Source organism: Luteimonas terrae, from assembly GCF_031457535.1.
GTDB classification, from domain to species: domain Bacteria; phylum Pseudomonadota; class Gammaproteobacteria; order Xanthomonadales; family Xanthomonadaceae; genus Luteimonas; species Luteimonas terrae_A.
The window spans coordinates 43,169-68,622 of sequence record NZ_JAVDWO010000018.1 but is presented as its reverse complement, the minus strand read 5'-3'; the positions used below and the strand labels follow the sequence as shown (position 1 = coordinate 68,622).

27 protein-coding genes and 1 pseudogene are annotated in these 25,454 nt (G+C 67.4%); 7 read left to right on the top strand and 21 right to left on the bottom strand.

Annotated features, from left to right (window positions below; translation table 11 throughout):
* Positions 1 to 449: 449 nt before the first annotated feature.
* Entirely contained in the window at positions 450 to 1,397 is a 948-nt protein-coding gene (locus J2W68_RS17230; RefSeq protein ID WP_310238425.1) for a hypothetical protein, read from the top strand.
* A gap of 10 nt (positions 1,398 to 1,407) precedes the next feature.
* Here the strand turns inward: J2W68_RS17230 and J2W68_RS17225 are convergent, their stop codons facing one another.
* The 5 genes from J2W68_RS17225 to J2W68_RS17205 form a co-directional block, all read right to left on the bottom strand.
* Positions 1,408 to 2,109 carry an RDD family protein gene (locus J2W68_RS17225; RefSeq protein ID WP_310238422.1) on the bottom strand — a complete coding sequence of 234 codons (702 nt, stop codon included), beginning with the start codon at positions 2,107 to 2,109 and terminating at the stop codon, positions 1,408 to 1,410.
* Positions 2,106 to 2,858, bottom strand: coding sequence for a twin-arginine translocase subunit TatC (tatC, locus tag J2W68_RS17220; protein WP_430539769.1), 753 nt, complete (start codon positions 2,856 to 2,858; stop codon positions 2,106 to 2,108). The genes J2W68_RS17225 and tatC overlap by 4 nt, the downstream gene beginning before the upstream one ends.
* Entirely contained in the window at positions 2,848 to 3,327 is a 480-nt protein-coding gene (tatB, locus tag J2W68_RS17215) for a Sec-independent protein translocase protein TatB (RefSeq protein ID WP_310238419.1), read from the bottom strand. Before tatB ends, tatC begins: the two co-directional genes overlap by 11 nt.
* 15 nt (positions 3,328 to 3,342) lie before the next feature.
* Complete coding sequence (gene tatA / locus J2W68_RS17210; RefSeq protein ID WP_310147187.1) at positions 3,343 to 3,570, bottom strand: Sec-independent protein translocase subunit TatA; 228 nt, start codon at positions 3,568 to 3,570, stop codon at positions 3,343 to 3,345.
* 80 nt (positions 3,571 to 3,650) lie between these two features.
* The gene (locus tag J2W68_RS17205) at positions 3,651 to 4,535 is read right to left on the bottom strand and encodes a lipid-binding SYLF domain-containing protein (protein WP_310238416.1); all 885 of its coding nucleotides are present in this window, start codon (positions 4,533 to 4,535) and stop codon (positions 3,651 to 3,653) included.
* 152 nt (positions 4,536 to 4,687) lie between these two features.
* On the opposite strand from J2W68_RS17205, the gene hemH reads away from it, so the two are divergent.
* Positions 4,688 to 5,671, top strand: coding sequence for a ferrochelatase (gene hemH / locus J2W68_RS17200; RefSeq protein ID WP_310238413.1), 984 nt, complete (start codon positions 4,688 to 4,690; stop codon positions 5,669 to 5,671).
* Complete coding sequence (locus J2W68_RS17195) at positions 5,668 to 6,528, top strand: alpha/beta fold hydrolase (protein WP_310238411.1); 861 nt, start codon at positions 5,668 to 5,670, stop codon at positions 6,526 to 6,528. Before hemH ends, J2W68_RS17195 begins: the two co-directional genes overlap by 4 nt.
* A gap of 194 nt (positions 6,529 to 6,722) precedes the next feature.
* Here the strand turns inward: J2W68_RS17195 and J2W68_RS17190 are convergent, their stop codons facing one another.
* From J2W68_RS17190 to ttcA, 4 genes are all read right to left on the bottom strand, one after another.
* A complete protein-coding gene (locus tag J2W68_RS17190) occupies positions 6,723 to 7,199 on the bottom strand; it encodes a hypothetical protein (protein WP_310238408.1) in 477 nt (158 codons plus the stop codon).
* Positions 7,200 to 7,285: 86 nt separating this feature from the next.
* The gene (locus J2W68_RS17185) at positions 7,286 to 8,065 is read right to left on the bottom strand and encodes a M48 family metallopeptidase (protein ID WP_310238406.1); all 780 of its coding nucleotides are present in this window, start codon (positions 8,063 to 8,065) and stop codon (positions 7,286 to 7,288) included.
* A 112-nt stretch (positions 8,066 to 8,177) separates the two neighbouring features.
* Complete coding sequence (locus J2W68_RS17180; protein WP_310238403.1) at positions 8,178 to 9,080, bottom strand: recombination-associated protein RdgC; 903 nt, start codon at positions 9,078 to 9,080, stop codon at positions 8,178 to 8,180.
* A gap of 91 nt (positions 9,081 to 9,171) precedes the next feature.
* Positions 9,172 to 10,122, bottom strand: coding sequence for a tRNA 2-thiocytidine(32) synthetase TtcA (ttcA, locus tag J2W68_RS17175; protein ID WP_310238401.1), 951 nt, complete (start codon positions 10,120 to 10,122; stop codon positions 9,172 to 9,174).
* A gap of 111 nt (positions 10,123 to 10,233) precedes the next feature.
* On the opposite strand from ttcA, the gene J2W68_RS17170 reads away from it, so the two are divergent.
* Entirely contained in the window at positions 10,234 to 10,887 is a 654-nt protein-coding gene (locus J2W68_RS17170) for an SDR family oxidoreductase (protein ID WP_310238398.1), read from the top strand.
* Positions 10,888 to 11,137: 250 nt separating this feature from the next.
* On the top strand, positions 11,138 to 12,793 hold the full coding sequence (locus tag J2W68_RS17165; RefSeq protein WP_310238395.1) for an ATP-binding cassette domain-containing protein: 1,656 nt from the start codon (positions 11,138 to 11,140) through the stop codon (positions 12,791 to 12,793).
* A 153-nt stretch (positions 12,794 to 12,946) separates the two neighbouring features.
* On the opposite strand, the gene bamE is transcribed toward J2W68_RS17165, so the two are convergent.
* Positions 12,947 to 13,543: an outer membrane protein assembly factor BamE domain-containing protein gene (gene bamE, locus J2W68_RS17160; RefSeq protein WP_310238392.1), complete on the bottom strand. Its 597-nt coding sequence runs from the start codon at positions 13,541 to 13,543 to the stop codon at positions 12,947 to 12,949.
* A gap of 159 nt (positions 13,544 to 13,702) precedes the next feature.
* Here bamE and J2W68_RS17155 point away from each other — a divergent pair, with 159 nt between their 5' ends.
* Positions 13,703 to 13,918 (top strand): YdcH family protein, encoded by a 216-nt coding sequence (locus tag J2W68_RS17155; RefSeq protein ID WP_310238386.1) that lies wholly within the window; start codon positions 13,703 to 13,705, stop codon positions 13,916 to 13,918.
* 151 nt (positions 13,919 to 14,069) lie between these two features.
* On the opposite strand, the gene J2W68_RS17150 is transcribed toward J2W68_RS17155, so the two are convergent.
* The 5 genes from J2W68_RS17150 to J2W68_RS17130 form a co-directional block, all read right to left on the bottom strand.
* Positions 14,070 to 14,456, bottom strand: a complete 387-nt coding sequence (locus J2W68_RS17150; RefSeq protein WP_310238383.1) for an SH3 domain-containing protein — start codon at positions 14,454 to 14,456, stop codon at positions 14,070 to 14,072.
* 114 nt (positions 14,457 to 14,570) lie between these two features.
* A complete protein-coding gene (gene plsB, locus J2W68_RS17145; protein WP_310238380.1) occupies positions 14,571 to 17,327 on the bottom strand; it encodes a glycerol-3-phosphate 1-O-acyltransferase PlsB in 2,757 nt (918 codons plus the stop codon).
* A gap of 43 nt (positions 17,328 to 17,370) precedes the next feature.
* Complete coding sequence (locus tag J2W68_RS17140) at positions 17,371 to 18,291, bottom strand: hypothetical protein (RefSeq protein WP_310238377.1); 921 nt, start codon at positions 18,289 to 18,291, stop codon at positions 17,371 to 17,373.
* Positions 18,292 to 18,358: 67 nt separating this feature from the next.
* Entirely contained in the window at positions 18,359 to 19,036 is a 678-nt protein-coding gene (locus tag J2W68_RS17135; protein ID WP_310238374.1) for a hypothetical protein, read from the bottom strand.
* Between the two features lie 91 nt (positions 19,037 to 19,127).
* Positions 19,128 to 19,442, bottom strand: coding sequence for a hypothetical protein (locus J2W68_RS17130; RefSeq protein ID WP_310238372.1), 315 nt, complete (start codon positions 19,440 to 19,442; stop codon positions 19,128 to 19,130).
* Positions 19,443 to 19,727: 285 nt separating this feature from the next.
* Between J2W68_RS17130 and sctU the strand changes: the two genes are divergently transcribed.
* On the top strand, positions 19,728 to 20,930 hold the full coding sequence (sctU, locus tag J2W68_RS17125) for a type III secretion system export apparatus subunit SctU (protein ID WP_310238369.1): 1,203 nt from the start codon (positions 19,728 to 19,730) through the stop codon (positions 20,928 to 20,930).
* 809 nt (positions 20,931 to 21,739) lie between these two features.
* Here the strand turns inward: sctU and sctT are convergent.
* The 6 genes and pseudogenes from sctT to J2W68_RS17100 form a co-directional block, all read right to left on the bottom strand.
* Positions 21,740 to 22,525 carry a type III secretion system export apparatus subunit SctT gene (sctT, locus tag J2W68_RS17120; RefSeq protein WP_310238365.1) on the bottom strand — a complete coding sequence of 262 codons (786 nt, stop codon included), beginning with the start codon at positions 22,523 to 22,525 and terminating at the stop codon, positions 21,740 to 21,742.
* On the bottom strand, positions 22,525 to 22,791 hold the full coding sequence (gene sctS / locus J2W68_RS17115) for a type III secretion system export apparatus subunit SctS (protein WP_232117257.1): 267 nt from the start codon (positions 22,789 to 22,791) through the stop codon (positions 22,525 to 22,527). Before sctS ends, sctT begins: the two co-directional genes overlap by 1 nt.
* Positions 22,788 to 23,459, bottom strand: a complete 672-nt coding sequence (locus J2W68_RS17110) for a hypothetical protein (RefSeq protein WP_430539768.1) — start codon at positions 23,457 to 23,459, stop codon at positions 22,788 to 22,790. Before J2W68_RS17110 ends, sctS begins: the two co-directional genes overlap by 4 nt.
* A gap of 99 nt (positions 23,460 to 23,558) precedes the next feature.
* A pseudogene (locus J2W68_RS18045) lies at positions 23,559 to 23,795 on the bottom strand (hypothetical protein); the annotation flags it as partial.
* Between the two features lie 3 nt (positions 23,796 to 23,798).
* Positions 23,799 to 24,863: a type III secretion system cytoplasmic ring protein SctQ gene (sctQ, locus tag J2W68_RS17105; protein ID WP_310238361.1), complete on the bottom strand. Its 1,065-nt coding sequence runs from the start codon at positions 24,861 to 24,863 to the stop codon at positions 23,799 to 23,801.
* A complete protein-coding gene (locus J2W68_RS17100) occupies positions 24,856 to 25,452 on the bottom strand; it encodes a response regulator transcription factor (RefSeq protein WP_310238360.1) in 597 nt (198 codons plus the stop codon). The genes sctQ and J2W68_RS17100 overlap by 8 nt, the downstream gene beginning before the upstream one ends.
* Positions 25,453 to 25,454: the final 2 nt, after the last annotated feature.

The following is a 25,454-nucleotide window of genomic DNA, read 5'->3' as shown; positions in this document are numbered from 1 at the left end:
CAGCCCAAACTCGCTGCGCTCAGACATGGGCTGCTCTTCGGCCACGCCAGGCTCCGGTGCTCGGCTCGCTTTACGGCTCGATTCAAGTCAAAAGCTGGAAGCCAGAGCCAGAGCCAGAGCCAGAGCCAGAGCCAGAGCCACAACCACAACCACAACCACAACCACAACCAAAGCTACAGCCGAACGCAAAGCCGCTGGATGACCGGACGTACGTCCGTTGACAGCCCCGCCTTTGCGGGAATGACGGTCACAGCGTCTTGCCCCGAGGCGGGCTGCCAGCGGACAGCCAGGCAGCGCCTTCAGCACGAACAAGCAGAGCGACAACCCGGAACCCCACACCGCCATCGCGGCTGAACACACAGCGCATCCCGGCGGCGTCTCCAATGCATGCGATACGATGACGCCCTTCGTGGCGCGCCCACGCGACAGACACCTGGAATACGGCGGAAATGACGACTCGGACGGTAGGAGCCGGCCACGGCTGGAAGTGGATCGTGCAGGGCGTCAACGTCGGTCGCGCCAATCCGCGCGCGGTGTACGGGGCGACGGCGATCGTGGCGTTGCTCGCGCTGATCCCGAACGTGCTCCAGGCGGTCGCGCAGATCGCGTTCGGGCTCGATGCCAATACCCAGGTCATGCTCATCGGCGCGACATCGCTGGTGTCGATCATCGTCTATCCGCTGCTGATCGCCGGCGTGCTGCACGTCATCGACGCGGCCGAGCACGGGCGTCCGGCGCAGCCGACCGATGTGTTCGCGGTGTTCACGGGTGGCAATGCCGGGCGCCTGATCGGCTTCGGCGTGCTGATGGGTGCGCTGTACATCGCGACGTTCTACGCGCTGGTCAGCGCGTTCGGTGACGGCGTGGTCGACTGGTACATGCAGGTGCTGACGATCAGCCAGGAAATGAGCGCGCAGACGGGCCCGGCCACGCCGCCGGATCTGCCGCTGCCACCGGCCGGCATTGCCCCGCTGATGGCGCTGGCGATCTTCTTCGGCGTCTACTACGCCACCGTCTATGCGATCGGCCTCGGCCAGGTGGCGCTCGGCGACCGGCCGGTGTTGCAGGCGTTCACCGATGGCCTAGGCGGGGCGCTGCGCAATGTGTTGCCGGTGGTTGTGGCCGCGGCGATCGCGATGGCCGGTGGCTTTGCGCTGATGCTGGCGTTCGCGATGGTCGTCACCATCATCAGTGTCGTGGCCAGCCTCGTGCATCCCGGTCTCGCCGCGCTGCTGGTGCTGCCGCTGTATCTGATCCTGCTGCTGATCCTCTACATCGTCATGTTCGGTGCGATGTACGCGATGTGGCGCGACGTATGCGGTCCGCAGGACGGCGCGTCGGCCGGTGGTCCGGCGCCGGGCGCCGGCGGCAGTGACAACAGCCGCATCGAGCTCTGATCGAGCGCGTCTAGAACCCGAGCGTCGCGTCGAGCGCGGCGGCGAGGCTCTGGTCGATCCTGTGCATCAGCAGCGCCAGCAGCAGGAAGCACGCCGGGGGCTGCAGCACCAGCCACAGCCGCGCGAGCATGGGCATCGGCGCCGGATCGCGCTGTAACACGCGTGTGCCGGCGATGCGGTCGTGCAGGGCCTGGTGGCGCGGCGCGCGTGCGGCCATCAGATGGCCGATGTTGAAGCTCACCCAGGACAGCAGACCGGCCGCGTTGCGCAGGCCGGCGCGCACATAGCCGGGCGGCAGCCCGTCGTCATCGACCACCTGCAGACCGAGCAGGCGCTTGCCGGGCGTGGCCTGCCACTGCGAACCCTCGAATGCGCTGAACCAGGCGAAGGCGACCAGCGCGAACACCGCCATGGTCGGCAGGACCAGCGCCGACACCGCCAGCGTCAGCGCGGTGATGGCGACCTGCAGTTGGGGATCCGCCATCCAGACCTGCAGCAGGGCGGGCGGCGAGGCAGCCAGCTCGAGCGTCTGCTGCATCAGCACGGCCATCGCCTGCGTGAGTGCGTCGATCGCGCGCGCGCAGGTCTCCAGGGCTTCGTACAGACGCCGGTGTATCAGCGAGACCACCAACAGTCCGATCGCCGCCGCGTCCAGCGACCAGGCCGTATATCGGCGCAGCAGCGGCGTGGCTGAGGCGACCGGCGAACTCATGCGTCGTCGCGCACCGCGCCGGGCTTGGGGGCGAGCAGGCGCGCGGCGATGATGCCGGCTTCGTACAGCAGACACATCGGAATGGCGAGCATCAGCTGCGAGACGACGTCGGGCGGGGTGATGATCGCGGCCAGCACGAACACACCCACGACCGCGTAGCCGCGTGCCTCGCGCAGCTGGTCGGTGGTCACCCAACCCAGCAGCACCAGGATCACGAGGGCGATCGGCAGCTCGAAGCTGAGACCGAACGCCAGAAAGATCACCAACACGAAATTCAGATAGGCGTTGATGTCGGTCATCATCGCCACGCCGTCGGGCGTCACCATCGTCAGGAAGCTGAACACCGACGGCAGCACGAAGAAGAACGCGAACGCGCAGCCGATGTAGAACAGCGCGACAGCCGACGCCAGCAACGGCATCGCCAGGCGTTTCTCGCGCTTGTACAGGCCCGGCGCCACGAAGGCCCACGCCTGGTAGAGCAGCCACGGCATCGTCACCACCACCGCGGTGAAGAACGCCAGCTTGAGCGGCGCGAAAAACGGCGAGGCGACTTCGATCGCGATCAGGTGGGCGCCGTCGGGCAGTTTGTCGAGCAACGGCTGCGCGAGCAGGCCGTAGAGCTTGTTCGCGAACGGCAGCAGGCACAGCAGCACGATCCCGGTCACGGCAACCCCGCGCATCAGGCGCATGCGCAGTTCGATGAGATGGTCGATCAGGCTGCCTTCGCCGCCGTCTTCGTCAGCGTGCAACGCCACGATCGGTCTCCTCGTCGGCTACGGTCGCCGGCACGGGCGGCTGTGTGGGATCGCCCGCGATCGCATCGGGCGGCAATGCCGGCGCCACCTCTGGCGTGGGCTCAGGCAAGGCATCGAGACTTCGGTGCGTCGCCGGCGGCTCGCTGGACATGCGCCGCGCCTGCGCGACCAGGTCGCCGGCCTCCTTGCGCACGTCGTCGAGACTGCTGCGGGCATGCTGCTCGGCGTCACGCAGTTGGGTGCCCACGTCCTCGATCGAACGCTGTGCATCGCGCACGCTGCGCTTGAGATCCTCGGCGGCCAGCTCGCGTTCGAGTTCGGACTTCACCGAATACCACTGCGCGCGCGCGCGACGTATCCAGAGACCGGCGAAGCGTGCCGCCTTGGGCAGTTTCTCGGGACCGAGCACGACCAACGCGATCAACGCGATGATCATCAACTCGGCCGTGCCGATCCCGAACATCGACCGCGTCTCGCGTCAGCGCGGCGTGGTGTCGTCGTGGCGCGTCCTGTCGGCCTCGCGGCTCACGGGATCCTGCGAACGGTCGTCGAGACGCTCGGGCGTCTCGTCGTCGTGCATGCCTTTCTTGAAGCCTTTGACCGCTTCGCCAAGATCACGGCCGGCGCCGCGCAGCTTCTTGGTGCCGAAGACCAGCAAGACGACAACGAGGACGATGGCCCAATGCCAGATGCTGAAACTGCCCATGGCGGGATTCCGGGAGCTGCGGGTGGTCTGGCAGGATAACGCACCGCACCCGCACGCAACGTGCGGGTGCGCGCTGTACTTCAGTATTCGGGCAACGGTTCGACGGTGGCCGGCTGGTCTTCGACGTTCTGGAAGCCCTGCGTCGACGGCTGGCCCTGCTGCGGCTGCAACGGTGCGGTGGTGGCTTCCGGCACGTTCTCGATCGCCGGGGTGTACGCGGGCTGCTGCGCCTGACGCGCGACGGGCACCGCGGTGCCGCCACGCGACACGCGCGCGGTGGCGCTGGCTTCTTCCAGACGGTCACGGAAATCCACGACCGCGCTCGACGGTGCCTGGCCCGGACGGTTTTCCAGGATCGCGCGCGGCGTGGTGGTGGGGCCGTAGACGGCGATGTTGGCGTCGTCGTCGATCTGCAGCACCGCGCCATCGAGCGCGACGCCAGCAAACAACCCGCGCGCACGCGACCACGACCAGATCTCCGCCTTGAGCTGGCCATCGGTCAGCGCCGCGGCGTTGCGGCCCACCGGGCCTGCGGCCACACCGGCATCGGCGCCCAGGGTGAACTTGCCGTTGACGATCGACTCCAGACTGCGCTCGTTGCGGAACACCAGCACCACGTCCGAGGACTGAACGCCGGCCTGGAACCCGATGCTGCCACCAGTGATCTTGACGAAGGCCGGGCTCGACCAGGTGCCGTCCGGGGTCTTGACCGACATCACGCCGTGGCCGCGGCGGCCGCCGATGATCAGACCGGCCTTGATGGTGTCGGGAATCACGACGATCGCACGCGCCTCGTCGAGCAGCTTGTCGGGGATGCCCGACTCGGGAATCGCCTGGATCTCGTTGAGCACGCGGACCGCGTTCTGCGCCCGGGTGTCTTCGGTCGGGCCGGCAACGGCAGGACCGGCGACGAACGCGGCGGCGAGGGCGGCAACCAGCACGGTGTGGCGGAACGGACGGGTCATGGTGGCTCCGGGGCAAGGGCGCGAATCGGACGGGCGCTGAGGACGCGCACGCAGAACGGATTCAGGCTAGTGACGGCGCAATGAATCGCGCATGAGTTCTTCCCGGGCACGGGGCGCTGCCATTGCACCGGTCCGCCTGCCATTCTATGCGGATGTCCGAATCCATCTCTCCGCGCGCCGCGCGCAATGCCGTCGTGCTCGTCAATCTCGGCACGCCCGATGCGCCCACGCCAAAAGCAGTGCGGCGGTATCTCGCCGAGTTCCTGCACGACTACCGCGTGGTCGCGCTGAGCCGCTGGCTGTGGTGCCCGATCCTGCACTTCGTGATCCTGCCGTTCCGCTCGCCGCGCGTGGCGAAACTCTATGCCGGCGTGTGGATGGACGACGGCTCGCCGCTCGCCGTACATACCCGCCGGCTGACCGCGGCGGTGCAGGCGGACATGCCCGATGCCGAGGTGGTCTACGCCATGCGCTACGGCAATCCCTCCTTGCGCAGCGTGTTGACGCGTCTGCGCGACGCCGGCCATGCGCGGGTGCAGGTGCTGCCGCTGTACCCGCAGTATTCGACGACGACGACGGCATCGGTCCGCGATATCGTCGACGAGGTCTTCGGCGCCGATGGCGTTGCGCGGATGCGCGACGACTATCACCTGGACACGGACTGGGTCGAGGCGGTGGCCGCGTCCATCCGTGCGCACTGGGAGACGCACGGCCGCGGTGAGCGGCTGCTGTTCTCCTTCCACGGCATTCCGCAGCGACTGGCCGACGCTGGCGATCCGTATCCCGTGCAGTGCCGGGCGAGTGTCGACGCGATCGTGCAGGCGCTGGGGCTGGCACCGGGCGAGGCGATGCTGACGTTCCAGTCGCGCTTCGGCCGCGAACCATGGTTGCAGCCCTACACCGACGAGACGCTGAAGGCCCTGGGCGGCGATGGCATCCGCGTGATCGATGTCGTGTGTCCGGGGTTCGCGGTCGACTGCCTGGAAACGCTGGAGGAGATCGCGCTGCAGAACGCCGAGATCTTCCACGCGCACGGCGGCAAGGACCTGCGCTACATCCCCTGTCTCAACGACGCCCCCGCGCATGCGCGCGCGCTGGCTGCGCTGACGCGTCGCGATCTGGACGCGCACGTATGAGCAGCGCCGCACCGGCGCAGCCGTTCGAAGTCGAAATCGGCATCGGCACCGTGCGTGGCCTGCGTTTTGGCACCGTCGGCGCGCGCCGCGTGCTGGCGCTGCACGGCTGGCTCGACAACGCCGCGAGCTTCGTGCCGCTGGCGGCCCATCTCGACGGTCTGGATCTTGTCGCCCCCGATCTGCCCGGACACGGTCGCAGCGCGCACATGCCGGTCGGTACCGACTACACCTTCGTCGGCGCCGTCCACCAGGTGCTCGACATCGCCGATGCCCTGGGCTGGGACCGGTTCGCGTTGCTCGGGCATTCGATGGGCGCGGGCATTGCCAGTCTTGTCGCCGCCGCAGTGCCCGAACGCGTCGAACGCCTGGTCGCGATCGAAGCGCTGGGCGCGCTGCCCGAGAGCGAACCCGAAACCGTGCCGCGCCTGCGCGAAGCGGTGATCTCGTCGCGGGGGCTGGGCACGCGCCCGCTGCGCGTGTTTCCCGATCTCGATGCGCCGATTCGCGCGCGCGTACGGGTCAACGACCTGAGTGAGCCGGTCGCGCGCCTGCTGGTCGAGCGTGGCGTGCAGGCGGTGGAAGGCGGTCATGTGTGGTGCAGCGACCCGCGCCTGACCATCCCGACCGCCGTGCGCATGACGCCCGGCCAGGTCGACGCCCTGATCGCCGGCATCGAATGCCCGACGCGCGTGATCTATGCCGACCCGCCGCAGCCCTATCTGCCCGAACCCGACCGTTCCCGTCGTGCGCGCCTGCTGCCCGACGGTGATCTCACCGTCATCGCTGGCGGCCATCACCTACACATGGAACAGCCTGCGGATGTCGCGGCCGCGATTGGGGATTTCCTGCTTCGCTGAGCCGGCTGCGGCGGCGCGCCTGCCAACACGCGTGTCGACCAGAGTCCCTCTCCCTCTGAGGTGAGAAGGCAGGCTTGCGAGCCACTGGCTCGCGTGCCGATGAACGCCCTCGCGGTGACGCGAGGGTGGGGGCGGGGGCGCAGAGCGTGGGTTGAGGTGAGGGTCACGTCCGCCGAATTTTTCGAGCGTTGCCCTCAAAGCCGCGCGGCCCCGTCCTGCAGCTGCAGGCTGACGATCACCCCCGCATCTTCCGACGGTTGCGCCGGCTGGTTCCGGTCGAACGCGAACAGCGCACTGCGGCCATCCTTCTCGAATGCGAGTACCGCGCTGTCACCGCCACGGTGCGTGACGAGCCGGCGCTGCCAGCCATCGTGTTCCATCGCGCGGCGGGTTTCCTGCGACAGCGCCACGACCTCGCCTTCGGCGAGCAGGCTGATGATCTGCGTGCCCGGCATGTCGGTCAGCGTGTCGATCGCATAGCGCGCGGGCAGATGGACATCAACCGGAAAATCCGCCGGTAGCGTCAGTGCGGTCGCACGCGGCGACACCGGCGTCGCCGCGACCCGGTCGCCGCGTGCGTCGAAGCGGACCGCCGTGCCCAGGGCCTCGCCGGGCTGGCGGCAGCCGGGCAGCAGGACGACGAGCAGCAGGGCCAGGCACAGGCGGACCATCGGATTCTCCGGCGGCGATGGCCGCTCATTCCGGTCAACGCGAGTGCGGCTCGGTAGCGGCCATCGGGCTGCTCGAAGCGTTCGGCTCAGGCCAGCAGGGCGTGCAGGTCAGCCTTGAGGCGGCGTCCGCTGTCGCGGAAATAATCACGCGCGTCGCGCCATGCCGGGCAGCGCGCTTCGACTTCGCTCCAGAACCGCCGCGAATGGTCGGCGTGGATCAGATGGCAGAGCTCGTGCACCAGCACGTACTCGAATGCGGAAGGTGCGCCGAGCACCAGCGCCAGGTCGAGATTGAGCGTGCCGTCCGGCGCCAGCGAGCCCCATTGCGAGGACATCACCTTGAGGCAGATACGCCGGGGCGTGCGCGGCAGGCCGGGCAGATAGGTCGGCAGCCAGCGGCCGATGTCGGCACGCGCCTGTGCTTCGTAGAACTCGCGCAGCGCACGCTGCAACGCGGCCGGGCCGGCGTGCTCGGGCGACACGAACGTCAGCGCACCGTCGTCGTCGAGGCGCACATGACTGAACCGTCCGCGGTCCCAGCGTAGCGGGTGCAGTTCACCGCGTAACGGCAGATGCGAGGTCACGCCACGCTGCAGCGGCAACGCTTCGCCCTGCGCCGCGATCTGCGCGGCCAGCCATGCGCGGTGCTGCTGCAGGAACGCATCGCCGGACACAAGGCTTGCGCGCAATGGAAGAGTCAGGCGTGCACCGCGTTCATTGACGCTCAGGCGCATGCGCCGCGCGCGGGGATCGCGCACGCGCAGCACCTCGATCTCACGCCCGTTCTCGAGGGTCAGATGGAGCGAGTCGCGCAGGATCGAAGCAGGCTTCGCAGGACGTGACAGCAGGCGCGACAGGGACGGCATGCGCGAATTGTAAGACGCGCGGTGCCGCCGCGCCTTGGTAGGAGCGCGCTTGCGCGCGATGGCGTTATCGATGATGCCCATCGCGCGCAAGCGCGCTCCTACGGGAGGCGGATCACTCCGCCTTGGACAGCTTCAGCGCGCCTTCGAGCACCTTGAACAGGCGCTTGAACTCGCCGCGCATCAGCGCGAAGCGGGCATCGAGCTCGGCGCGCATGTCGTCGTTGTCGGTGTGCTCGAGTGAATCCAGCGCGCCGTCGAGCAGCTTGAACTTGCGCACGATCAGATCCTCGCCGAGCACGAACGAGACGTGGTCGTCGAGGTTGAGCGCGAGTTTGGTGACCTGCTTGCCGGCATCGAGGTGGCGGGTGATCTCCTCGCACTGCAGGTCCTGCCGCTGGCAGCGCACGATCGCGCCCTGGTCGGACGGATCCTTGAGTTCGCATTCCTCGCCGAGCGTCAGGCCGTCGGGCAGCGGCTCGCCGGCGATCCAACCGGTCATCACGCCGCGCGGCGAGACTTCGGCGTTGAGCGGCAGCGCGGGAAAGCTGCCGAGCGCGGTGCGGATGTTCGACACGAGGTTCTCCGCACTCTTGCGGCTGGAGGAGTTCACCGCGACCACGCCGTGTTCCAGGTCGATCAGCGCATCGCTGCGCACCGGCTTCACGAACGCACGCGGCATCAGTTCCTGCAGCAGATCGTCCTTCATCTGCTTGCGCATTTTGCCGCCGGGCTTGCGGCCCTGCTTCTCTTCGAATTCCTCGATGCGGCGCGACAGCAGTTCATTGACCACCGGGCCGGGCAGGATCTTCTCTTCGCCACCGACGGTGACCCAGATGGTGTCCTCGATGCGATGCGCCATCACTTCCGCGTCGCGGCCGATCGGCGACACGAAACCGTGCGAAGACATCTCCAGCGGACCGACCGGCTTGAGCGGGAATTCCGCCAGGCGTGCGTCGAGTTCCGACAGATCGAGATTGGTGGGGAAGCGGAACAGAGTGAGATTGCGAAAGAACATGGGGCTGATGATTCCGTTGGAAGAGGGTGGTGACGCTGGAATGGCGCGCAGGCGTCAGGAAAAGCATGGCAAGTGCGGGACCGGAGAGAGGTTAGGCATGGCCGGATGAACCCGCATCGCTGCGGTCCGGGCCGTAGCGTTCAGGCTTCCCGGTCGCGGCGTCATTCGATTGGCCCTGCGCATCGGCCAACCGTTCACTCGCCGGAATCGCACCCGCGCGCAGCGCGGCGAAATCGAACAGCGCCGGATCGCTGAGCTGCGACGGACAGACATTACCCAGCGAACGCGCGATCGTCTCGATGCGGCCGGGCGTCTCACGCTCCCAGGCGTCCAGCATCTTCCGGACCTGTTTGCGCTGCAGGTTTTCCTGCGAGCCGCACAGGGTGCAGGGAATGATCGGAAACGCCTTGGTCTGCGCATACGCGGCGATGTCGTCTTCGGCCGCATAGACCAGCGGGCGGATCACGACATGCTTGCCGTCGTCGCTGCGCAGCTTCGGCGGCATGCCGCCGAGTTTCGCGTGGAAGAACATGTTGAGGAAAAACGTTGCGACCAGATCGTCGCGGTGGTGGCCGAGCGCGATCTTGGTGAAGCCGTGCTGCGTCGCGTGGTTGTACAGCGCGCCGCGGCGCAGGCGCGAGCACAGCGAACACATCGTCTTGCCTGCCGGGATCACCCGGCTGACAACCGAATAGGTGTCCTGCTCGATGATGTGGAAGTCGACGCCGAGCGACGTCAGATAGTCCGGCAGCACATGCGCGGGAAATCCGGGCTGCTTCTGGTCCAGGTTCACCGCGGTGATCGAGAACGCCACCGGCGCCTTCGATTGCAGCTGCAGCAGGATGTCGAGCAGGGTGTAGCTGTCCTTGCCGCCCGACAGGCACACCATCACCCGGTCGCCGTCCTCGATCATGCCGAAGTCGGCGATCGCGCGGCCCACCTGATGACGCAGCCGCTTGCCCAGCGTGTGGCCGGTCTGCGCGCCACGGCGCGGAGCGCGCGCATGCGGCAGCGGTTCGTGCAGGGGCAGGACGATACTCATCGGGCCAGTTTACCGGGCGCGGGTGCGGGCGTTGCCGCAACGTGCCTGCGACCGCGCGCCAACATGCGCTGTGCAAGGCTGCGACGCCATTCCAGTTGAACGGAGAGCGCCATGTCGCGCATTGTCATCATCGGCGGCCACGGCCGCGTCGCGCTGCAGCTGGCCAAGCGCCTCACCGGCACCGGGCACACTGTGACTGCACTGTTCCGCAATGCGGCCCATCGCGACGCCGTCGCTGCGACGGACGCGACGCCGGTCGTGTTCGACATCGAACACGCGAATACGGACGCCATCGCCGGACAGCTCGCCGGGCATGATGCCGTCGTCTGGTCGGCCGGTGCGGGGGGCGGCGATCCTGCGCGCACCTATGCGGTCGACCGCGATGCGGCGATCCGTTCGATTGATGCGGCGGCCCTTGCTGGCGTTCGGCGCTATGTGATGGTGTCCTACCTCGGCGCAGGTTTCGACCACGGCATCGCGCCCGACGACGGCTTCTTCGCCTACGCGCAGGCCAAGGCCGCTGCAGACGCGCATCTGCGCGCCAGCGCACTGGACTGGACCATCCTCGGGCCGGGCCTGCTGACCGACGCTGCCGGCACTGGACGCATTACCGATGGCCGCACCGCCGATAGCGGCACGCCGGTCTCGCGCGGAAATGTGGCGGCGGTTGCGGCCATCGTGCTGGAGACGCCTGGCACCGTGGGCCGCACGCTGGATTTCGTCGATGGCGATACGCCAATCGAAGCCTTCGTCGGCGCGCGCTGATCGCGGGCGCGTTGTGTTGGACGAAGTGCAGTACGGGCGCCGGAGCCGCACACGCGACATCGTCGATCGATCCCCGCGTTAATGCGTCGGTGAGGCGCGCGGTCGTAGACTGCACACCGATCTCGCGACTGCCCGCTGCAGTACGCGCTGTCGCAAGGAATTCTCCAGGAGCGCAATGACGTGAAGTACTGAGCCGACATCGAGTCCGACGACCCACACGGGTCGCGTCCCCATGTCCGCGAGGTCTTCCATGTCCGTGACCGTCTCTCCGACGCCGTCCGCGTCGCTGTCCGTCTCTTCCGTCGTCCCCGCGCTGCGCGCCCGTGGCCTGTCCGCCGCGCGTGACGACGGCAGCGTGCTTTATGACGATCTCTCGCTGGTGCTGCACGACGGCCCCAGTGCCCTGGTCGGCGCCAATGGCGTGGGCAAGTCCACGCTGCTCCGGCAACTGGCGGAGGGCGCGCGCGCGGGCACGATCGAGCTGGCCGGCGATCTGTGTCTTCTGACCCAGCATCCGGGTCCGCTGCCTGCCCGTGTGGTCGATCTGCTGGGTCTCGGCGCGCGTTTCGACGCGCTGCAACGACTGCTGGCCGGTGATGGCGACGCGGCCGATGCTGCCTGTGTCGACGACGACTGGACACTCGACGCGCGCCTGCATGCCGCATTCGAAGCGTTGGGGTTCCAGGATCTCGCGCCGACATCCGATCCTTCGCGCCTCTCGGGCGGTCAGGTCCAGCAGCTGCGTCTGCTCGCGGCGTCGTGGCGCGATGCCCGCGTGCTGCTGCTCGACGAACCCAGCACCTTCCTCGACGGCGATGTGTCCACGCACTGGTGCCGGCACTTCCTGCAGCGCGCCGGCGTCACCATGGTCGTCACGCACGACCCTGTCTGGCTGCGCGTGATGCCGCGACTGGTCGAGCTGCGTCCGGACGGACTGCACTGGATCGAGGGTGGACTCGATGCCTGGCGCGCGACGCGCGAGACGGTCCGTCGGCAGACCGAAGGCGCGCTCGCACAGGCGCGGACCGACCGCGCACGTGCACAACGCGCGGTCGGACGCGAACGCCAGCGGCTCGACCAGCGTCAGGCGCGCGGTCGGCGGATGCGCGAAGACAGCAACCAGTCGCCGCTGCTGCTTGACCAGGCCAAGGGTAATGCCGAGCGCCACGCCGGGCGTGCCCGCGGTGCCCTGGCACAGCGTCTCGCCGACGGCGAAACCGCCATCCGGGACGCGTTCGCCGCGATCGATGCCACGCCAGCGCCCGCGTTCGTCGATGCCGGTGTCGTGTTGCCTGGCGCCCGCAGGGTGCTGCGATTCACTGGCGCGCATCCCCTGGCCGACGCGCCGGTCGAAGCCTTGACATGGGATGCGTTCGGCCCGGTGCGGATCGGGCTCGAAGGTCGCAATGGCAGCGGCAAGAGCACGTTGCTGCGCGCGCTGTGTGGCGAGGCTGGGCTCGCCAGCGGCACGGTCGACGCCTGCGTGCCGGTGCAGTCACTCGATCAGATGCTCGCGACCTTGCCCGAAGCAATGCCGGCGCTCGACTGGCTGGCCGCGCGCATGCAGGCGGATGCGCTGGACGTGCCCGCAACGCGACTCGCCCTGCTCGGCCTCGCCGGCGCAAGGGCCCGCCAGCCGCTGGGTCTGCTATCGGGCGGCGAACGGATGCGCGTCGCCCTCGCTGCTGCGGCGTGGGCGCAGCCGGCCGCTCCATTGCTGCTGCTCGACGAACCGGCGAGCCATCTTGATCTCGACAGCGTCGACGCGCTGGTCGCCCTGTTGCGCGGCTGGCCCGGTGCCTTGCTCGTCGTCAGTCACGACCCCGCGCTGCTTGATGCGCTGGCGTTGACCCACCGCCTGCACCTCGACACTGAGCGCCTCCATCTGGAAGCCGTCGATCCCTGAGCTACAAGACGCGACCGCAGGATGGGTAGAACGCGGCGAAACCCATCTTGCGGCCTGGCGCGCAGAACCTTCAGACACCTCGCCCCCGGAATGAGAACAGGCGCCTTCCGGCGCCTGTCTTCCCACACCTGCATCAAGCCGAACGCAGCCGCCTCAGGGCACCCACACCAGGTTGCGGGTATTGGGATCGGTGGTGATCTCGCGCACGCGGCCTGCGTCGTCGAACTGCACCTGGAACTCGGCGAAGCTGCTCATCCAGTAACGCCACAGGTTCGATTCCAGATCCGGGTTTTCGCTGCTGATCGGATAGCCCAGCGACATCAGCACCTGCTCGCGGCTCATGCCGGGCGTGATCTTGGCGCGCTTGATCGCGTCCTGGATCTTGGCCGGATAGGTCGCGATCTTCGCCGCCGGATCCTCGGTCACCACGTAGCGCTTCGCGAAATCGACCAGCGTGATGTCGCGGCTGTAGTCGTTGCCGATCGCCTGACGGGCGTCGTCGATGCGCACGTTGACGCGGTGGCGGCCATAGCCGGTCACGCTGGTCGGCGTGCCGACGGGGATCACGCGCTTGCCGTTCTCAGCGTAGTTGCTGTCGCTGATCCAGCTGCCATCGCTGCGCAGGTTGCAGCACAGGTAGCCGTCGTACTTCTCCTGCGCGAAGGACGATGCGGTGGCCGCGAATGCGGCAAGGGCGAGCAGGGGTGCGGCAAAACGCGCGGACGCGCGGCGGTTCGATCGGAGGGACATCCTGGTTCCTTGGCGAAGCGGCCGGGGCTGCCGCAAATGGACAGCGCGCGGCAGCGGCCGGCGTCGCGCCGGTCCCCGTCCGGCGCACCTGCATTGTCGCAGTGGCATCGCGCGCCGCCAAGCGCCCGAACGGCCGCGGTGTTGCGATAAGCTGGCGCGATGTCGAACGACACGCCCGACACCGACGAAACCCGGAGCGCGCTGCTGATGCGGCTGCGCGCCGAGCATCGCGACCTCGACCGCACCATCGCCGAACTGCAGACCACGCCAGCGCCCGAAGCGCTGGCGATGCAGCGCATGAAGAAACGCAAGCTGCAGCTCAAGGACTGCATCGCGCGCCTGGAGTCGGACCTGATTCCGGACGAGCCGGCATAAGCCGAATGTGTGGCTGAGCGCCTGTGCGACCTTGGTGTCGACATCACCATCACCTAGTGGCACCGTTGGTCCCGCTTTTCGACCGGACGGCATGTCTTTCGATCGCGTCCGGTTGGTTCGCACGGGATACGGTCCCAGCGACAGCGCGCGCTCAGTCCTCCGGCAATGCCACCAGGTTCGCCAGCGGCACCCAGCCCGATTCGGAGCCGCCCACAGCGCAAGCCCATAGCCATCCGTTGAGCGCCCGCGAACCTGTCAGCACGTCGCCGATGCGTACGTCCAGCTCGCGCGCGGTATAGGCCTCGCGCGATCGGGCGCTCCCATCCGGGAACCGTTCGATGACCTGTGCCGGCACCCAACCGCCCTTCTGCCCGGGTGTTTCGCAGAACCACCAGTCTTCCCAGCCTTCAGGGCCCGCGTAGCGTTCGCCTACAGCCAGTGGCGCACCTGCGGGGAAGGTGATCGGCTCGGGATATTCGCTCGTATGGCCGGCCACCACGCGCCAGCGTCGTGCTGCACCGGTGGACGGATCAGACATGGCCGGCTGCTCGTGCAGCGCGACTGCCAGCCGCCCCAGACGCACGCTTGGAAGCATTGCATTCCACGCGATCGAGGTCGGCTCGATTCATGCACTGCACCCGATAAGCCGCTTTCACTCGGCGATGGCGACCGCTGGCTCCGCGGGCTTCACCGCTTCCGGACTCACCTTTTCGATCGAGTGCCGCAGTTCACGGCCGAGGATGACCTTGGCGTCCTTGGCCCAGGTGGCGAGGCGGTCGTCGAAGACGAGTTTGCTGTTGCCGTCGAGTTTGACGAGGCCGAGTTCGCGGAGTTTCTGAATGAAGCCGCGGAACAGGGATTTGTCGAAGAACTCGGGCGCCGCCGGTGCGTACAACAGCGACAGGCGCTGGGCGGCGAGCTGGCAGAGGCTTTCCAGTTCTCCGGCGCCAAGCGTGCCGGGGCCGTTCTTGGCGAGCACGGAAATCGCGATGTAGTACCGCTCGAACGCCTGCTGCAGCGGGTGGCTCAGTGCACGCAGGCGGAAGACTTCATCGGATTGGCCGGCGTTGCGGGCGTAGATGCCGTCGTCCTCGTCGCTGACGCGCTCGAGCAGCGCTTCGCGCTCGAAGGTTTCCAGCGTCAGGGCGATGCGCTCGGCGAAGGTGTCCTCGTCCCACGGTAGGTACAGCTCGGCCTGCAGGAAGGGATACATCGTGCGCCCCAGGCGCAGCAGCGTGTGCCGGCTCATGCGCCGGTTGTGCAGGAAACAGCACGCGATCCATGCCGATGCGGTGAACAGGTGCAGCACGTTGTTACGGAAATAGGTCAGCAGCACCGACTTCTCGTCGTCGACGCGGAACACGTCGCCGAGTGGATGTGCGACACGCTCGAGCACGCCGATCTCCTCGCCGTGCGCGACGATCTCCTGCGGCGTATGCGGGGTGACCGTAACGCGATCCGAGTACGGCACGTCGACCAGCAACTGCTTGGACAAGGTGATCTGCGCGAGCAGGTCGGCCTCGCCCATCGCGTGCTTCGGCGTCGACAGCAGCGCGAGCGCCAGCAGGTTGATCGGATTGACGTCGGCGGCGCGGTTGATGTTGACGTTGATCTTCTGCGCGATGACGTCGACCGTACGCGACAGCCACTCGGGTCGTTCGCTGTCGGCGACCGCATTGCCGTCCCAGCCGGTCGCGTGTTCTGCAAGCACATCGGCCAGCGCGATCGGCTCGCCGAAGTTCACCACCACCTGGCCGTAGTTGGAACGCAGCACCTGCGGAATGCTCCATAGCAGCTGCCAGATCGATTCCTTTTTCTTGCTCTTGCCCGACAGCTCGTCGAGATAGCTTCCGCCCTCCATCAGCTTTTCATAGCCGACATAGATCGGCTGGAACAGCACCGGGCGGGTGGGCTGGCGCAGGAATGCGCGCAGCGTCATCGACACCATGCCGCCCTTGGGCGCAAGCAGGCGTCCGGTGCGCGAACGTCCGCCTTCGACGAAGTACTCGATCGAATAGCCACCTGCGACGAGCTGGGCGACGTACTCGGCCAGCACGGTCGAATACAGCGCATTGCCGCGGATCGAGCGGCGGATGAAGAACGCGCCGCCCTTGCGCAGAATCGTACCGATGACCGGCAGGTTGAGATTGATGCCGGCGACGATGTGCGGCGGCACGATGCCGCGGTTGTAGAGCAGATAGCTCAACAACAGGTAATCCATATGGCTGCGGTGGCTGGGCACGTAGACGATTTCGTGCCCGGGCGCGGCCGCCTTCAGCGTGTCGATGTGGTGCACCAGCACGCCGCGGAAGATGCGGTTCCACACCGTGGTGAGCAGGTAGCTCGCCGAACGCACGACCGGGTGCGAGTAGTCGGCCGCGATCTCGTAGGCGTAGGCGTGGGCCTTCTTCCACGCATCTTCGGGCTTGCTGTTGTCGCGCCGCGCCTGGTCGCCGATCGCGTCCTTGACCGCCGGCGAGGCCAGCACCTTGTCGACCAGCAGGCGGCGGGTCGACAGATCCGGGCCGATGATCGCTTCGCGCACGCGGTTGAAGTGGGTACGCAGCACGCGCGAGAGCTTGCGCACCGTGCGCTCGGGATCGAGGCCTTCTGCCAGCAGCGGCCGCACGTCGACCGGTTCGGCGAAGCGCACCAGGGTGTCGCGGCCATTGAGCAGGATCGCCAGCAGCCGGCGGAAACGGCCGACGATGGTCCAGTTCTCGGAGAACAGCACCGCGAACCAGCCGTTGTTCTTGTCCGGCGAGCGGCCGACGAAGATCGAGACCGGCACCACCTGCACATCGAGTGCGTGATCGCGGCGATGCGCTTCGAGCAGACGGGCCAGCGATTCGGAATGCGTTGCTTTCGATTGTGGCTGGCCGGTGGCCATCGCCAACGCGCCGCCGGCATTGCGTCGCGATAGCGCCACATAGGCGCGCTTGCGGCCGAGCGGATCGCCGGGCAGCGGCTGCAGCGGGGACGGCAGGCCGGCCTCCCGGCACGCGCGTTCGAGGATCAGCGCATTCGACAGGCCGTAGTCCTCGAGCACGTAACAGACCGGACGGTGGTCGACGAGCGTCTCGGGCGTCTGCGGTTCCACCTTCAGGCCGATCCACGGTCGCATGACCCGGCCCAGCAGGCCGGCCCACCAAGGGCGGCGCACCGCGCGACGCGGCGCGGCCAGCGGCACCGGCAACGCACCCGGCGCGATGGCGGCAGCCATCGGCCCGTCGCCCACAGGTGTCGCACCGGATGCGGGCGACGGGCCGTCGTTCGCGGGCGGCGTATCCACTGTGGGTCCGGACGTGGCAAGCGGGGCCACGGCGTCATCGGCCGGGCGCTGGTCGGCGCGCCGGGCGTTGTCGCCGTCCGGGAACTCGAGGGTCGGTTGGTCAGGCATCGTCGGCATTATGCCCAAGCCGCCCGTCCGGGCCGCACCCGTGGACGCGCACTCAGGGTTCCGATGGCGCAGATGCCGGCGCGGCGGTCGCTGGTGGCGCCGCGGCCTGTCGGGCATGCGTCAGAAAGTCGCTGAGGTACCAGCGCCCGTCATGGCGCTCGACGGCAATGACCGCATCGACCGGCCGGCCCGCCAGCAGATAGCGCATGCGGACCCGTGCGGTGTCGCCGGTCTGGCTCTCCAACGTGGCTTCCACGCTGTCGAAGGTCTGGTCCAGATCCAGTCCATAGGCTGCAAGCCGACGCTTGCCGGCATTGAACAGGGGCGACAGCCGGGTCAGCCCCTCGTGCATGCCGGCGGCGCCCAGGGCCGCGTCGCTGGCGAGACCACCTTCTTTCGCGGCGGCCACCAGTGCGGCGATCGTGTCCCGTGCGCGACCGCGGTCGGCGAGCGGCGCGGCAGTGGCCCATTCGCTGGCGGCGGCGATCAGCTGCGTGTAGTGCGCACGTTCGTCTTCACTGAAGTCGCCGCCTTGTTCCAGGTACTGGATGGCAAAGCCGCCCAGCCCTACCGCGGCCGAACGCATCTCCCGCTCGGCGCCGGCGAACTGCCGGTTGAAGGTCTGCAGCAGCACACGCTCGGCCTGTGGCGCGCTCAACGCCGCCAGCACCGACGGCAGTTGCGCCGAGAGCGGCAGCTCGTCGAGCGGCCAGCGTGTGCGGCCCGCGCGCCAGGCCGTGTCGAGTTCGGGCAGCAGATCGGGCGTGGCCGCGTCCTGCGCAAACGCGGCCAGATCCCCGGCGCGCAGATGCGCCGTGAGCAGGGTCACCGCCTCCACCGGCGTCGCAGCACCGGTCGTAGGCGCCGCCTCGACCGCATCCTCGCGCTGGCAGGCCGCCAGCCACAGCATCAGCGGCAGCAGCAACGCAGTGGTGGCGCGGCGCCGGGCGGGCGCGCAGGCGGAGGGGGGCATGGGCGGAATTCTCTGAAGCCGGACATCGCATCTTGCAAGCCGGCTGATGACCGGACAAGCGCGTTGGTCAGAGGTCGCGCAACACCCAGCCGTGCGGCGTGTCGGTCGCGCGGGCATCAAGCGCGGCCTGGGCGATCTCGTCCGGGCTGCGACCGGCCTTCCAGGCGCTCGCGATCGCCGCCAGACGCTCTCGCGTGGCACGGGTATACGCACCTTCCAGCTCGTTCTGCGCGTCCACGGCCAGCTTCTGCGGATACAGCGTGCGTGCGTCCTCGGATTGGTTCAGCAGCGCGATCATCCGCGACAGGCTGGTGTGGAAGGTCTCGGCCGACAGCGCCGTGCGCTGGGTGCGCTGCAGGTGCCAGACGGTGAGGTATTCGACCGGTCCCAGCATCCGGCGCGGTGTGCCACCGAAGAACTGGCCCGAAAAATCGCTGGCCGACACAGGCGCGGCGCTGTCGGGCAGCCGGGTCGCGCCCCAGGAACTCAGGGCCCCGCCGGGCAGGTCCATGCGCCGCAGCGCGGTGCCGATCGTATCGGCCAGCAGGCGCTGCGCACGGGGATCGTCGCTCTCCGCCACCACGCCCAGCAGGCGTAGAAACACGGGATATCGGTCTTCCCCCAGCCGCCGCACCAGCCGCTTGAGCACCGTCAGGCGGTATTCGGGATCGCCATGCGCCGCCAGCGCCGACACCATGCGGTCGGCGGCGGCACGCAACGATTGCGCGGAAGGAACGGCGTTCATCGACGGGAACCAGCGTCAGACGGGAAGTCGGGGTGCCCGGACTTTAACCCAGCCGCTGGACGGGCCTAGGCGGGGAGAAGATCAGTGGACGTCAGGCGAGTGCGTCGAGAATCGCGTCGGCGCCTTGATCGGCCGCCTGTGACAGATCGATCGCGGACAGGCGCGTTTCGAACGCAAAATCACCGGGCAGCTGGCGACTGCCGGCTGCAATCCCCTCCCAAGCCGCGACGTTGAGCACATCCTCCCCAGGATCGGCCTGCGGGCCGCGTGGGGCATCCGCATAGCCACCATCGGCCGGCGCGAGTCCGGTGCCCGGCTGCTGGCGCAGATCGTCAAAGGCAACGTGTCCATCCAGCCGGTCGAGGCTGGCGGCACTGAAGCTGACGTCGGAAGGAATGCTGCTCATCGGAACGGAGGCCTGAGAAACCCTTGGGGACGGGACCGCTTCTGCGGCGATGGCGGGACTGTAACGTCCGTGCCATGGAACGGCTATCTCGGGCTGGCCCTAGGGTGCCTGCAAACCCGCCTGGCCGGGGCCTCGTGGCTGAATCCCAGCGCGCTGGTACAGGGTCGCGGCCTGGCATCCGCCACGTGCGCGAGGGTCTGTAGTTCGAACAGACGCGTCACCCACGCATGCTAGCCTGCGGGCCAGACGCGCGATACCGCGCGCATTCGATCGATCGGAGTGCGGATGGCCGAAGAGAACGAGGGCGCCGACAAAACCGAAAAACCCACCAGCAAGAAGCTCAAGGACGCGCGCAAGGACGGCAACGTCGCCAAGAGCCGCGAGCTGACCAGCACCGTGCTCATCATGGGCTGGCTGGCGGGTGGCTGGATGCTGATGGGCTACATGTTCAGGCGGATCAGCGGGCTGTTCGATCAGAGTCTGAACGTGATGAACCAGCCGTTCGACATCGCGTTGCGCACGATCGGCCCACTCGCCGCCCAGACCCTAGTTGCGGTCACATTGCCGCTGTTGCTGCTCGCCGTGTTGCTGGCCCTGGTCGTCGAGTTCCTGCAGGTCGGCCCGGTTGTGACGCTGAAGAAGGTCACGCCGGACCTGTCCAAGATGAATCCGGTCAGCGGCGTCAAGAAGATGTTCTCGATGGACAACCTCGTCGAGCTGATCAAGAGCATCCTCAAAAGCGCAGCGCTGCTCACCATCGGCGGCTTTGTGCTGTGGGGCATGTTGCCCAGCCTGCTGCACCTGCCGTTTGCGCAACCTGCCGCGATGGGCAGCGCCATCTGGCATGCGCTCAAGTGGATCGGCATCTGGACGATCTTCGTCTTTTTCTTCGTGTCCGCCGTCGATGCCTCGTACCAGAAGTATTCCTACCTGAAGAAGCTGCGCATGAGCCGGCGCGACATCAAGCAGGAGGTCAAGGAAAACGAGGGCGACCCCTACGTGAAGCAGCGGCGCAAGCAGTTGCACCAGGAGTGGTCGCAACAGAACATGCTCAACGCCGTCCGAGGATCGAACGTCATCGTGACCAATCCCACACACATCGCCGTCGCACTCCAGTACGAGCAGGGCGACGACCTGCCGCTGGTCGTCGCCAAGGGCGAAGGCCACGTCGCCGAAGAGATCAAGCGTGTCGCAGAGGAAGCCGGCGTTCCGATCCTGGAAAACGTCCCGCTCGCGCGCGGCCTCAATGCACGCGTCGAGATCGACGACTACATCAGCGACGATTTCTTCGAAGCCGTGGCGCAGGTGCTGTACTGGGCCGAAGGCGTGCGCATGGGCGAACATCGCCCGGAGCCGCCGGAATTCGACCCGCCGCCGGACATGCGCGAGGAGATAGGCCTGGCCGATCCCGAGGCGTTGCCGCCGCCGCTGGCGGACGATCCGTCGGTGACGGTGCGGTTCGAGGATCCGCGGGATCCAATGCGATAGAAATGTGTTGCGGCGCTAAGGCGCCGCTTTTATTTTTCACCTCTTTTCCGGGCGCGCCCGGCACGCGCTGATGTGGGGTTCCTGCGTTTCGCGTTTCGAGCCTGCCTCGGCTTTTGCCTTTGCCTTTGCCTTTGCTTTCGGCTTCGGCTTCGGCTTCGGCTTCGGTTCTGGGCTTTGCTGTGCTTTTGATTTGAATCGAGCCGTAAAGCGAGCCGAGCATCGCAGGGCGGCGGGGTCGAAGAGCAGCCCATGTCTGAGCGTAGCGAGTTTGGGCTGCGTGCCCCGTCGTCCGAGAAGCGCAGGGGACCGCCGCGGTTGTATCGCGGCGGATCGCGTCCGGCGAAGGGACCTTTTGGTTCCTATTGGGTCCATCCAAAAGGGACTCGCACGCGCAGCGGGCGAAAGCCCTGCACTTGCTCGGGCTTCTTCGCTCGTCGCTTTGCGACTTTGATGTTCCGATCAAAAAAGAATCAACCGCAGGAGCGAAGATCAAGTACAGGGCTTCCGCGCTGTCGCGCGGCTTACTTTTGTCTTGGCAAAAGTAGGCAAAACCGTCTTCGCCGGACGCGATCCGATGCGATGAAGCCGCATCGGTCCCCTGTGCTCCTCGCCTGCCGCGGCACGCAGCCCAAACTCGCTGCGCTCAGACATGGGCTGCTCTTCGGCCACGCCAAGCTCCGGTGCTCGGCTCGCTTTACGGCTCGATTCAAGTCAACGGCTGGAAGCCAAAGCCAAAAGCCAAAGCCAAAGCCAGAGAGCACGTCAGAGCCGAAGCTCAACGCACGTGTGCGCGTCGAAGCGTTCGGCGCCTAGGTCGCACTGAACGCGTGCTTGAGCGCCTCGATCAAGCCACTGTTGTCGACCAGTCGCGTCATCACGATTTCGACGAACACCCCGATCATCAACAGGATGATCGCCGTCGCCAGCCACGCCTTGATCGGCATCGTCAGGGCGAACACGTTGAGCTGCGGGGCATAGCGGTTGACCAGTCCGAAGGACAGGTCGATCACGAGCAGAATCACCATCGCCGGTGCGGCGATCAGCAACATCGCGGTCATCAGGTAGCCGAACTGGCCGACGAATAACGCCATCCCGCTCATGCGTAGATCCGGGAAGAAACTCATCACGGGCCAGACCGTGTAACTCGTCATCAGCAGATCGAGGAACACAAGGAACGCGCCGCTGGCCATGAACAGCCAGGTCGAGAACTGCGACAGGAATTCGCCGTGGAGCGAGGTCTGGTGGCCCTGGATCGGGTCGAAGATCTGCGCCATCGACATGCCGACCTGGGTGTCGATGATCACACCGGCCGAGCTGATCGCCCAGAACACGATGCCGTAGCAGAACCCGATCGAGATGCCGATGAAGGTCTCCTTGAGCACGATCAACGACCAGTGCGAGGTGCCCGCCGCCTCGATCAATGGCGCGCCGGCGAGTGCGATCGGAATCGCGACGACCGCCAGGCTCACCATGAAACTGTTGCGCACCATCGCCGGCACCGTCTCGGTGGTCAGCAGCGGCAGCATCAGGAACGCGCCGGCCACGCGTGGCAGGGTCAGCGCCAGGGCCAGCATCGGGTTCGTGCCAAAGTCCATCAGCGTCGGACGAGGCCGGGGAAATCGATGAAGATGCGGTCGGCGAACACGTACAACGTACCGCCCATCAGCGAGGCGGTGACGAACAGGGTGATCACGACGGCCAGGAATTTCAGCGCATAGGGAAACGTCTGTTCCTGCAACTGCGTGGCGGCCTGCAGGAACGCGACGACGAGACCGATCAACGCCGCTGCCGCCACCGGTGGGCCCGACAGCAGCAGCACCAGCCACAGGGCTTCCTTGGTGAACTCCAGCACATCGCTCATGTGGTCACTCCATAGGTGAGCACGAGGCCGTGCACGAGCTTGGCCCAGCCGTCGATGAGCACGAACAGCAGCAGCTTGAACGGCAGCGAGACCGTCGTCGGCGACAGCATCATCATGCCCAGCGCGAGCAGGATGTTGGCGACGACAAGATCGATGATCAGGAACGGCAGGAAGATCAGAAAGCCGATCTGGAACGCGGCGGTGAGCTCGCTGACGGTGAAGGCCGGCACGATGACGATGAAGTCGTCGGGCGTCAGGCCGCCGCGGCGCTCGGGCGGCAGCATGCGCTGCACGCTGCGCAGGAAGAACGCCCGTTCGGAATCGCTGGAGTGCTGGATCAGAAAAGTGCGCAGCGGCTCCTTGCCGGCATCGATCATCAGCAGCATGCGGTTGGTGTCGAAGCCGCCACCCGCTGCCGCCGGCGCAGCGCCGCCAGTGCCGGCGTTGCCGCCGGTGATTTCTTCCGCCAGGCCACGCGATTGCTCGGTCGCGGCGTCTTCGCGCGGATCGTTGCTCGAGCCACCGCGTACGCCAGCGAACATCGGGTCGACGCCTTCCGGCGTGCCCTGCGCCTGCGCTTCCGCGGCGAGCGCATCAGCGGCGGCCGGGCTGGTCGGCGCCGACGGCGCTTCGGTCTCGGCCGGTGCCGGCGTGGATGCGGGACGCACGTCGATCGGTCGGCCCTCGCGGATCGCCTGCTGCTCGGCCCGCGCCTCGATCTGCCGCTGTACCGAGGCCGGCGGTGGACGCCCTTCCAGACGCGCATTGACCGCGTCCTGGACGTCGAGGATCACCGGATACATCACATAGATCGACAGCACGATCGCCAGGCCGTTGATGACCACGTTCGGCGGCACCTGCTGCAGGCCGAGCGCGTTGCGCAGCAGACTCAGCACCACGACGATCTTGGTGAACGAGGTGACCATCACCGCCACGAACGGCGCCAGCGCGAGGCTGACCACCGTCACCAGGACGAGGGCGGGCGAGAACGTGCTGAAATCCATGCCTCAGCTCCAGGACAGCAGGCGGACGCCCAGCGTATCGCCGACCGCGACCAGTTCGCCCTGTCCGGCGACGCGGCCATTGGCGCGGATGGTGACGTTGGCGCCCTCGAGGTGCACCGGCAACGCGAATACGTAGCCGGGTTGCAGGCCGGCGATCTCCGACATGCGCAGCTCGACCTTGCCGACTTCGAACTCGACCTCGACCGGCAGGCGGCCGGTCGGATCCTCGGCGGCGGGCGCCTCTTCGGTCTGCGGCGTTTCGGTTGCGTCGGTCTCGCTCATGCGGGGGGTCTCCTGGTGGCGGGGGCGTTGGGTGGGCGGGCCGTCGATGCGCCATCCGTCCGGTCCGGATCGGACCGGCCAGCGCAGACCGACGGCAGTGGCGTGGAGGGGCGGCATTTTGACGTGGCCGACCACGATGACGTCACCGGGCCGCAGGCCGTGGAGATCGGCGCGCGTTAACGGCGGCGCGGGGATCGCGATCGTCGCGATCGTCGGCAACTGGCGCCAGTGTCCCGGATCGATTGGCGGACGCGGCTCGGCGTCCGTGCGTGCAAGCAAGGCCTGCAGCCAAGCGGCCGGCGCGCGCAGTACGCCGCTGACCGTAGCGCCACCATCGATGGGGGCGAAATCGAGTTCGAGCCAGAGTGCGTCGCTCGAAGGCGCCTCAAGCGGCGCATCCGGCAGGGGCAGTAGCGAGGTGCCGAGCGCTTCGCTGATCTGCACCAGCGTGGTCTCGTGCGCCAGGCTCCAGGCCAGCACGCGGCCGCGGCCGCGCCGGTCCTGCCAGTGCAGGCCGTCGTCGTCCGTGCGCGGCGGCGATGCAAGTTGCAGTGCGAGCCGCGTGCCGTCGGCATCGAGCTCGAATACGCCGCCGTCCATCGTCGCAACCGCGGGCGCCCGTCCGCTGCGCAGGCGCAGCAGGCCGGTCGGCGTGGTCCATTGCCGCGCGCGCGCGTGCAGGCTGCGCAGGGTGTCGGCCTGGGTGGGCGAAAGGCGTGGCAGGCGCTCGCGCAGCGGCGCATGGGAGGGCGCCTGGGAGAGGGTGGCAGGGGTCGCGTCATCCATGGCCCAGTGCCACCTTCATCAGTTCGGGGAGAGAACGTACTCCGAGTTTGCTCATCATGTTGGCCCGATGCAGTTCGACGGTCTTGATGCTGATGCCGAGGATGTCGGCAATGATCTTGTTGGGTTTGCTGGCGACGACGAGATCCAGCACCTGCCGTTCGCGTGGGCTCAATTTCGCGAGTGCGGCCGCTTGTGGCGAGCCTGCCTGCGTGCGTTCGCGGCTGAGCGCGTTGCGGATCGAATCGACGATCGCATCATCGCTAAAGGGTTTTTCGAGGAAGTTCGAAGCGCCTTTGCGCATCGCTTCGACCGCGAGCGGCACATCGCCGTGCGCGGTCACGAACACCAGCGGCAGTGTGGAGCCTCGGCGCAGCAGTTCGTCCTGCAGTTGCAGGCCGCTCATTTCCGGCATCCGGATGTCGGATACCAGACATTCCCCATCGCCATGGCGGGTACTGTCGAACACGGTCAGGAACGCCGCGCCGGATGCGAACGCGCGTACCTCGAAGCCCGCGGTTTCCAGCAGCCATGCGGTGGAGTCGCGGAAGCCATCGTTGTCGTCGACGAGATAGACACAGATTCCGGTCACGC

Excerpts from the sequence above, each read along its gene's own strand:
- J2W68_RS17230 (WP_310238425.1), top strand. The coding sequence starts at position 450 with ATGACGACTCGGACGGTAGGAGCCGGCCACGGCTGGAAGTGGATCGTG.
- J2W68_RS17225 (WP_310238422.1), bottom strand. The coding sequence starts at position 2,109 with ATGAGTTCGCCGGTCGCCTCAGCCACGCCGCTGCTGCGCCGATATACG.
- tatB (WP_310238419.1), bottom strand. The coding sequence starts at position 3,327 with ATGTTCGGGATCGGCACGGCCGAGTTGATGATCATCGCGTTGATCGCG.
- tatA (WP_310147187.1), bottom strand. The coding sequence starts at position 3,570 with ATGGGCAGTTTCAGCATCTGGCATTGGGCCATCGTCCTCGTTGTCGTC.
- J2W68_RS17205 (WP_310238416.1), bottom strand. The coding sequence starts at position 4,535 with ATGACCCGTCCGTTCCGCCACACCGTGCTGGTTGCCGCCCTCGCCGCC.
- hemH (WP_310238413.1), top strand. The coding sequence starts at position 4,688 with ATGTCCGAATCCATCTCTCCGCGCGCCGCGCGCAATGCCGTCGTGCTC.
- J2W68_RS17195 (WP_310238411.1), top strand. The coding sequence starts at position 5,668 with ATGAGCAGCGCCGCACCGGCGCAGCCGTTCGAAGTCGAAATCGGCATC.
- J2W68_RS17190 (WP_310238408.1), bottom strand. The coding sequence starts at position 7,199 with ATGGTCCGCCTGTGCCTGGCCCTGCTGCTCGTCGTCCTGCTGCCCGGC.
- J2W68_RS17185 (WP_310238406.1), bottom strand. The coding sequence starts at position 8,065 with ATGCCGTCCCTGTCGCGCCTGCTGTCACGTCCTGCGAAGCCTGCTTCG.
- J2W68_RS17180 (WP_310238403.1), bottom strand. The coding sequence starts at position 9,080 with ATGTTCTTTCGCAATCTCACTCTGTTCCGCTTCCCCACCAATCTCGAT.
- ttcA (WP_310238401.1), bottom strand. The coding sequence starts at position 10,122 with ATGAGTATCGTCCTGCCCCTGCACGAACCGCTGCCGCATGCGCGCGCT.
- J2W68_RS17170 (WP_310238398.1), top strand. The coding sequence starts at position 10,234 with ATGTCGCGCATTGTCATCATCGGCGGCCACGGCCGCGTCGCGCTGCAG.
- J2W68_RS17165 (WP_310238395.1), top strand. The coding sequence starts at position 11,138 with ATGTCCGTGACCGTCTCTCCGACGCCGTCCGCGTCGCTGTCCGTCTCT.
- bamE (WP_310238392.1), bottom strand. The coding sequence starts at position 13,543 with ATGTCCCTCCGATCGAACCGCCGCGCGTCCGCGCGTTTTGCCGCACCC.
- J2W68_RS17155 (WP_310238386.1), top strand. The coding sequence starts at position 13,703 with ATGTCGAACGACACGCCCGACACCGACGAAACCCGGAGCGCGCTGCTG.
- J2W68_RS17150 (WP_310238383.1), bottom strand. The coding sequence starts at position 14,456 with ATGTCTGATCCGTCCACCGGTGCAGCACGACGCTGGCGCGTGGTGGCC.
- plsB (WP_310238380.1), bottom strand. The coding sequence starts at position 17,327 with ATGCCGACGATGCCTGACCAACCGACCCTCGAGTTCCCGGACGGCGAC.
- J2W68_RS17140 (WP_310238377.1), bottom strand. The coding sequence starts at position 18,291 with ATGCCCCCCTCCGCCTGCGCGCCCGCCCGGCGCCGCGCCACCACTGCG.
- J2W68_RS17135 (WP_310238374.1), bottom strand. The coding sequence starts at position 19,036 with ATGAACGCCGTTCCTTCCGCGCAATCGTTGCGTGCCGCCGCCGACCGC.
- J2W68_RS17130 (WP_310238372.1), bottom strand. The coding sequence starts at position 19,442 with ATGAGCAGCATTCCTTCCGACGTCAGCTTCAGTGCCGCCAGCCTCGAC.
- sctU (WP_310238369.1), top strand. The coding sequence starts at position 19,728 with ATGGCCGAAGAGAACGAGGGCGCCGACAAAACCGAAAAACCCACCAGC.
- sctT (WP_310238365.1), bottom strand. The coding sequence starts at position 22,525 with ATGGACTTTGGCACGAACCCGATGCTGGCCCTGGCGCTGACCCTGCCA.
- sctS (WP_232117257.1), bottom strand. The coding sequence starts at position 22,791 with ATGAGCGATGTGCTGGAGTTCACCAAGGAAGCCCTGTGGCTGGTGCTG.
- sctQ (WP_310238361.1), bottom strand. The coding sequence starts at position 24,863 with ATGGATGACGCGACCCCTGCCACCCTCTCCCAGGCGCCCTCCCATGCG.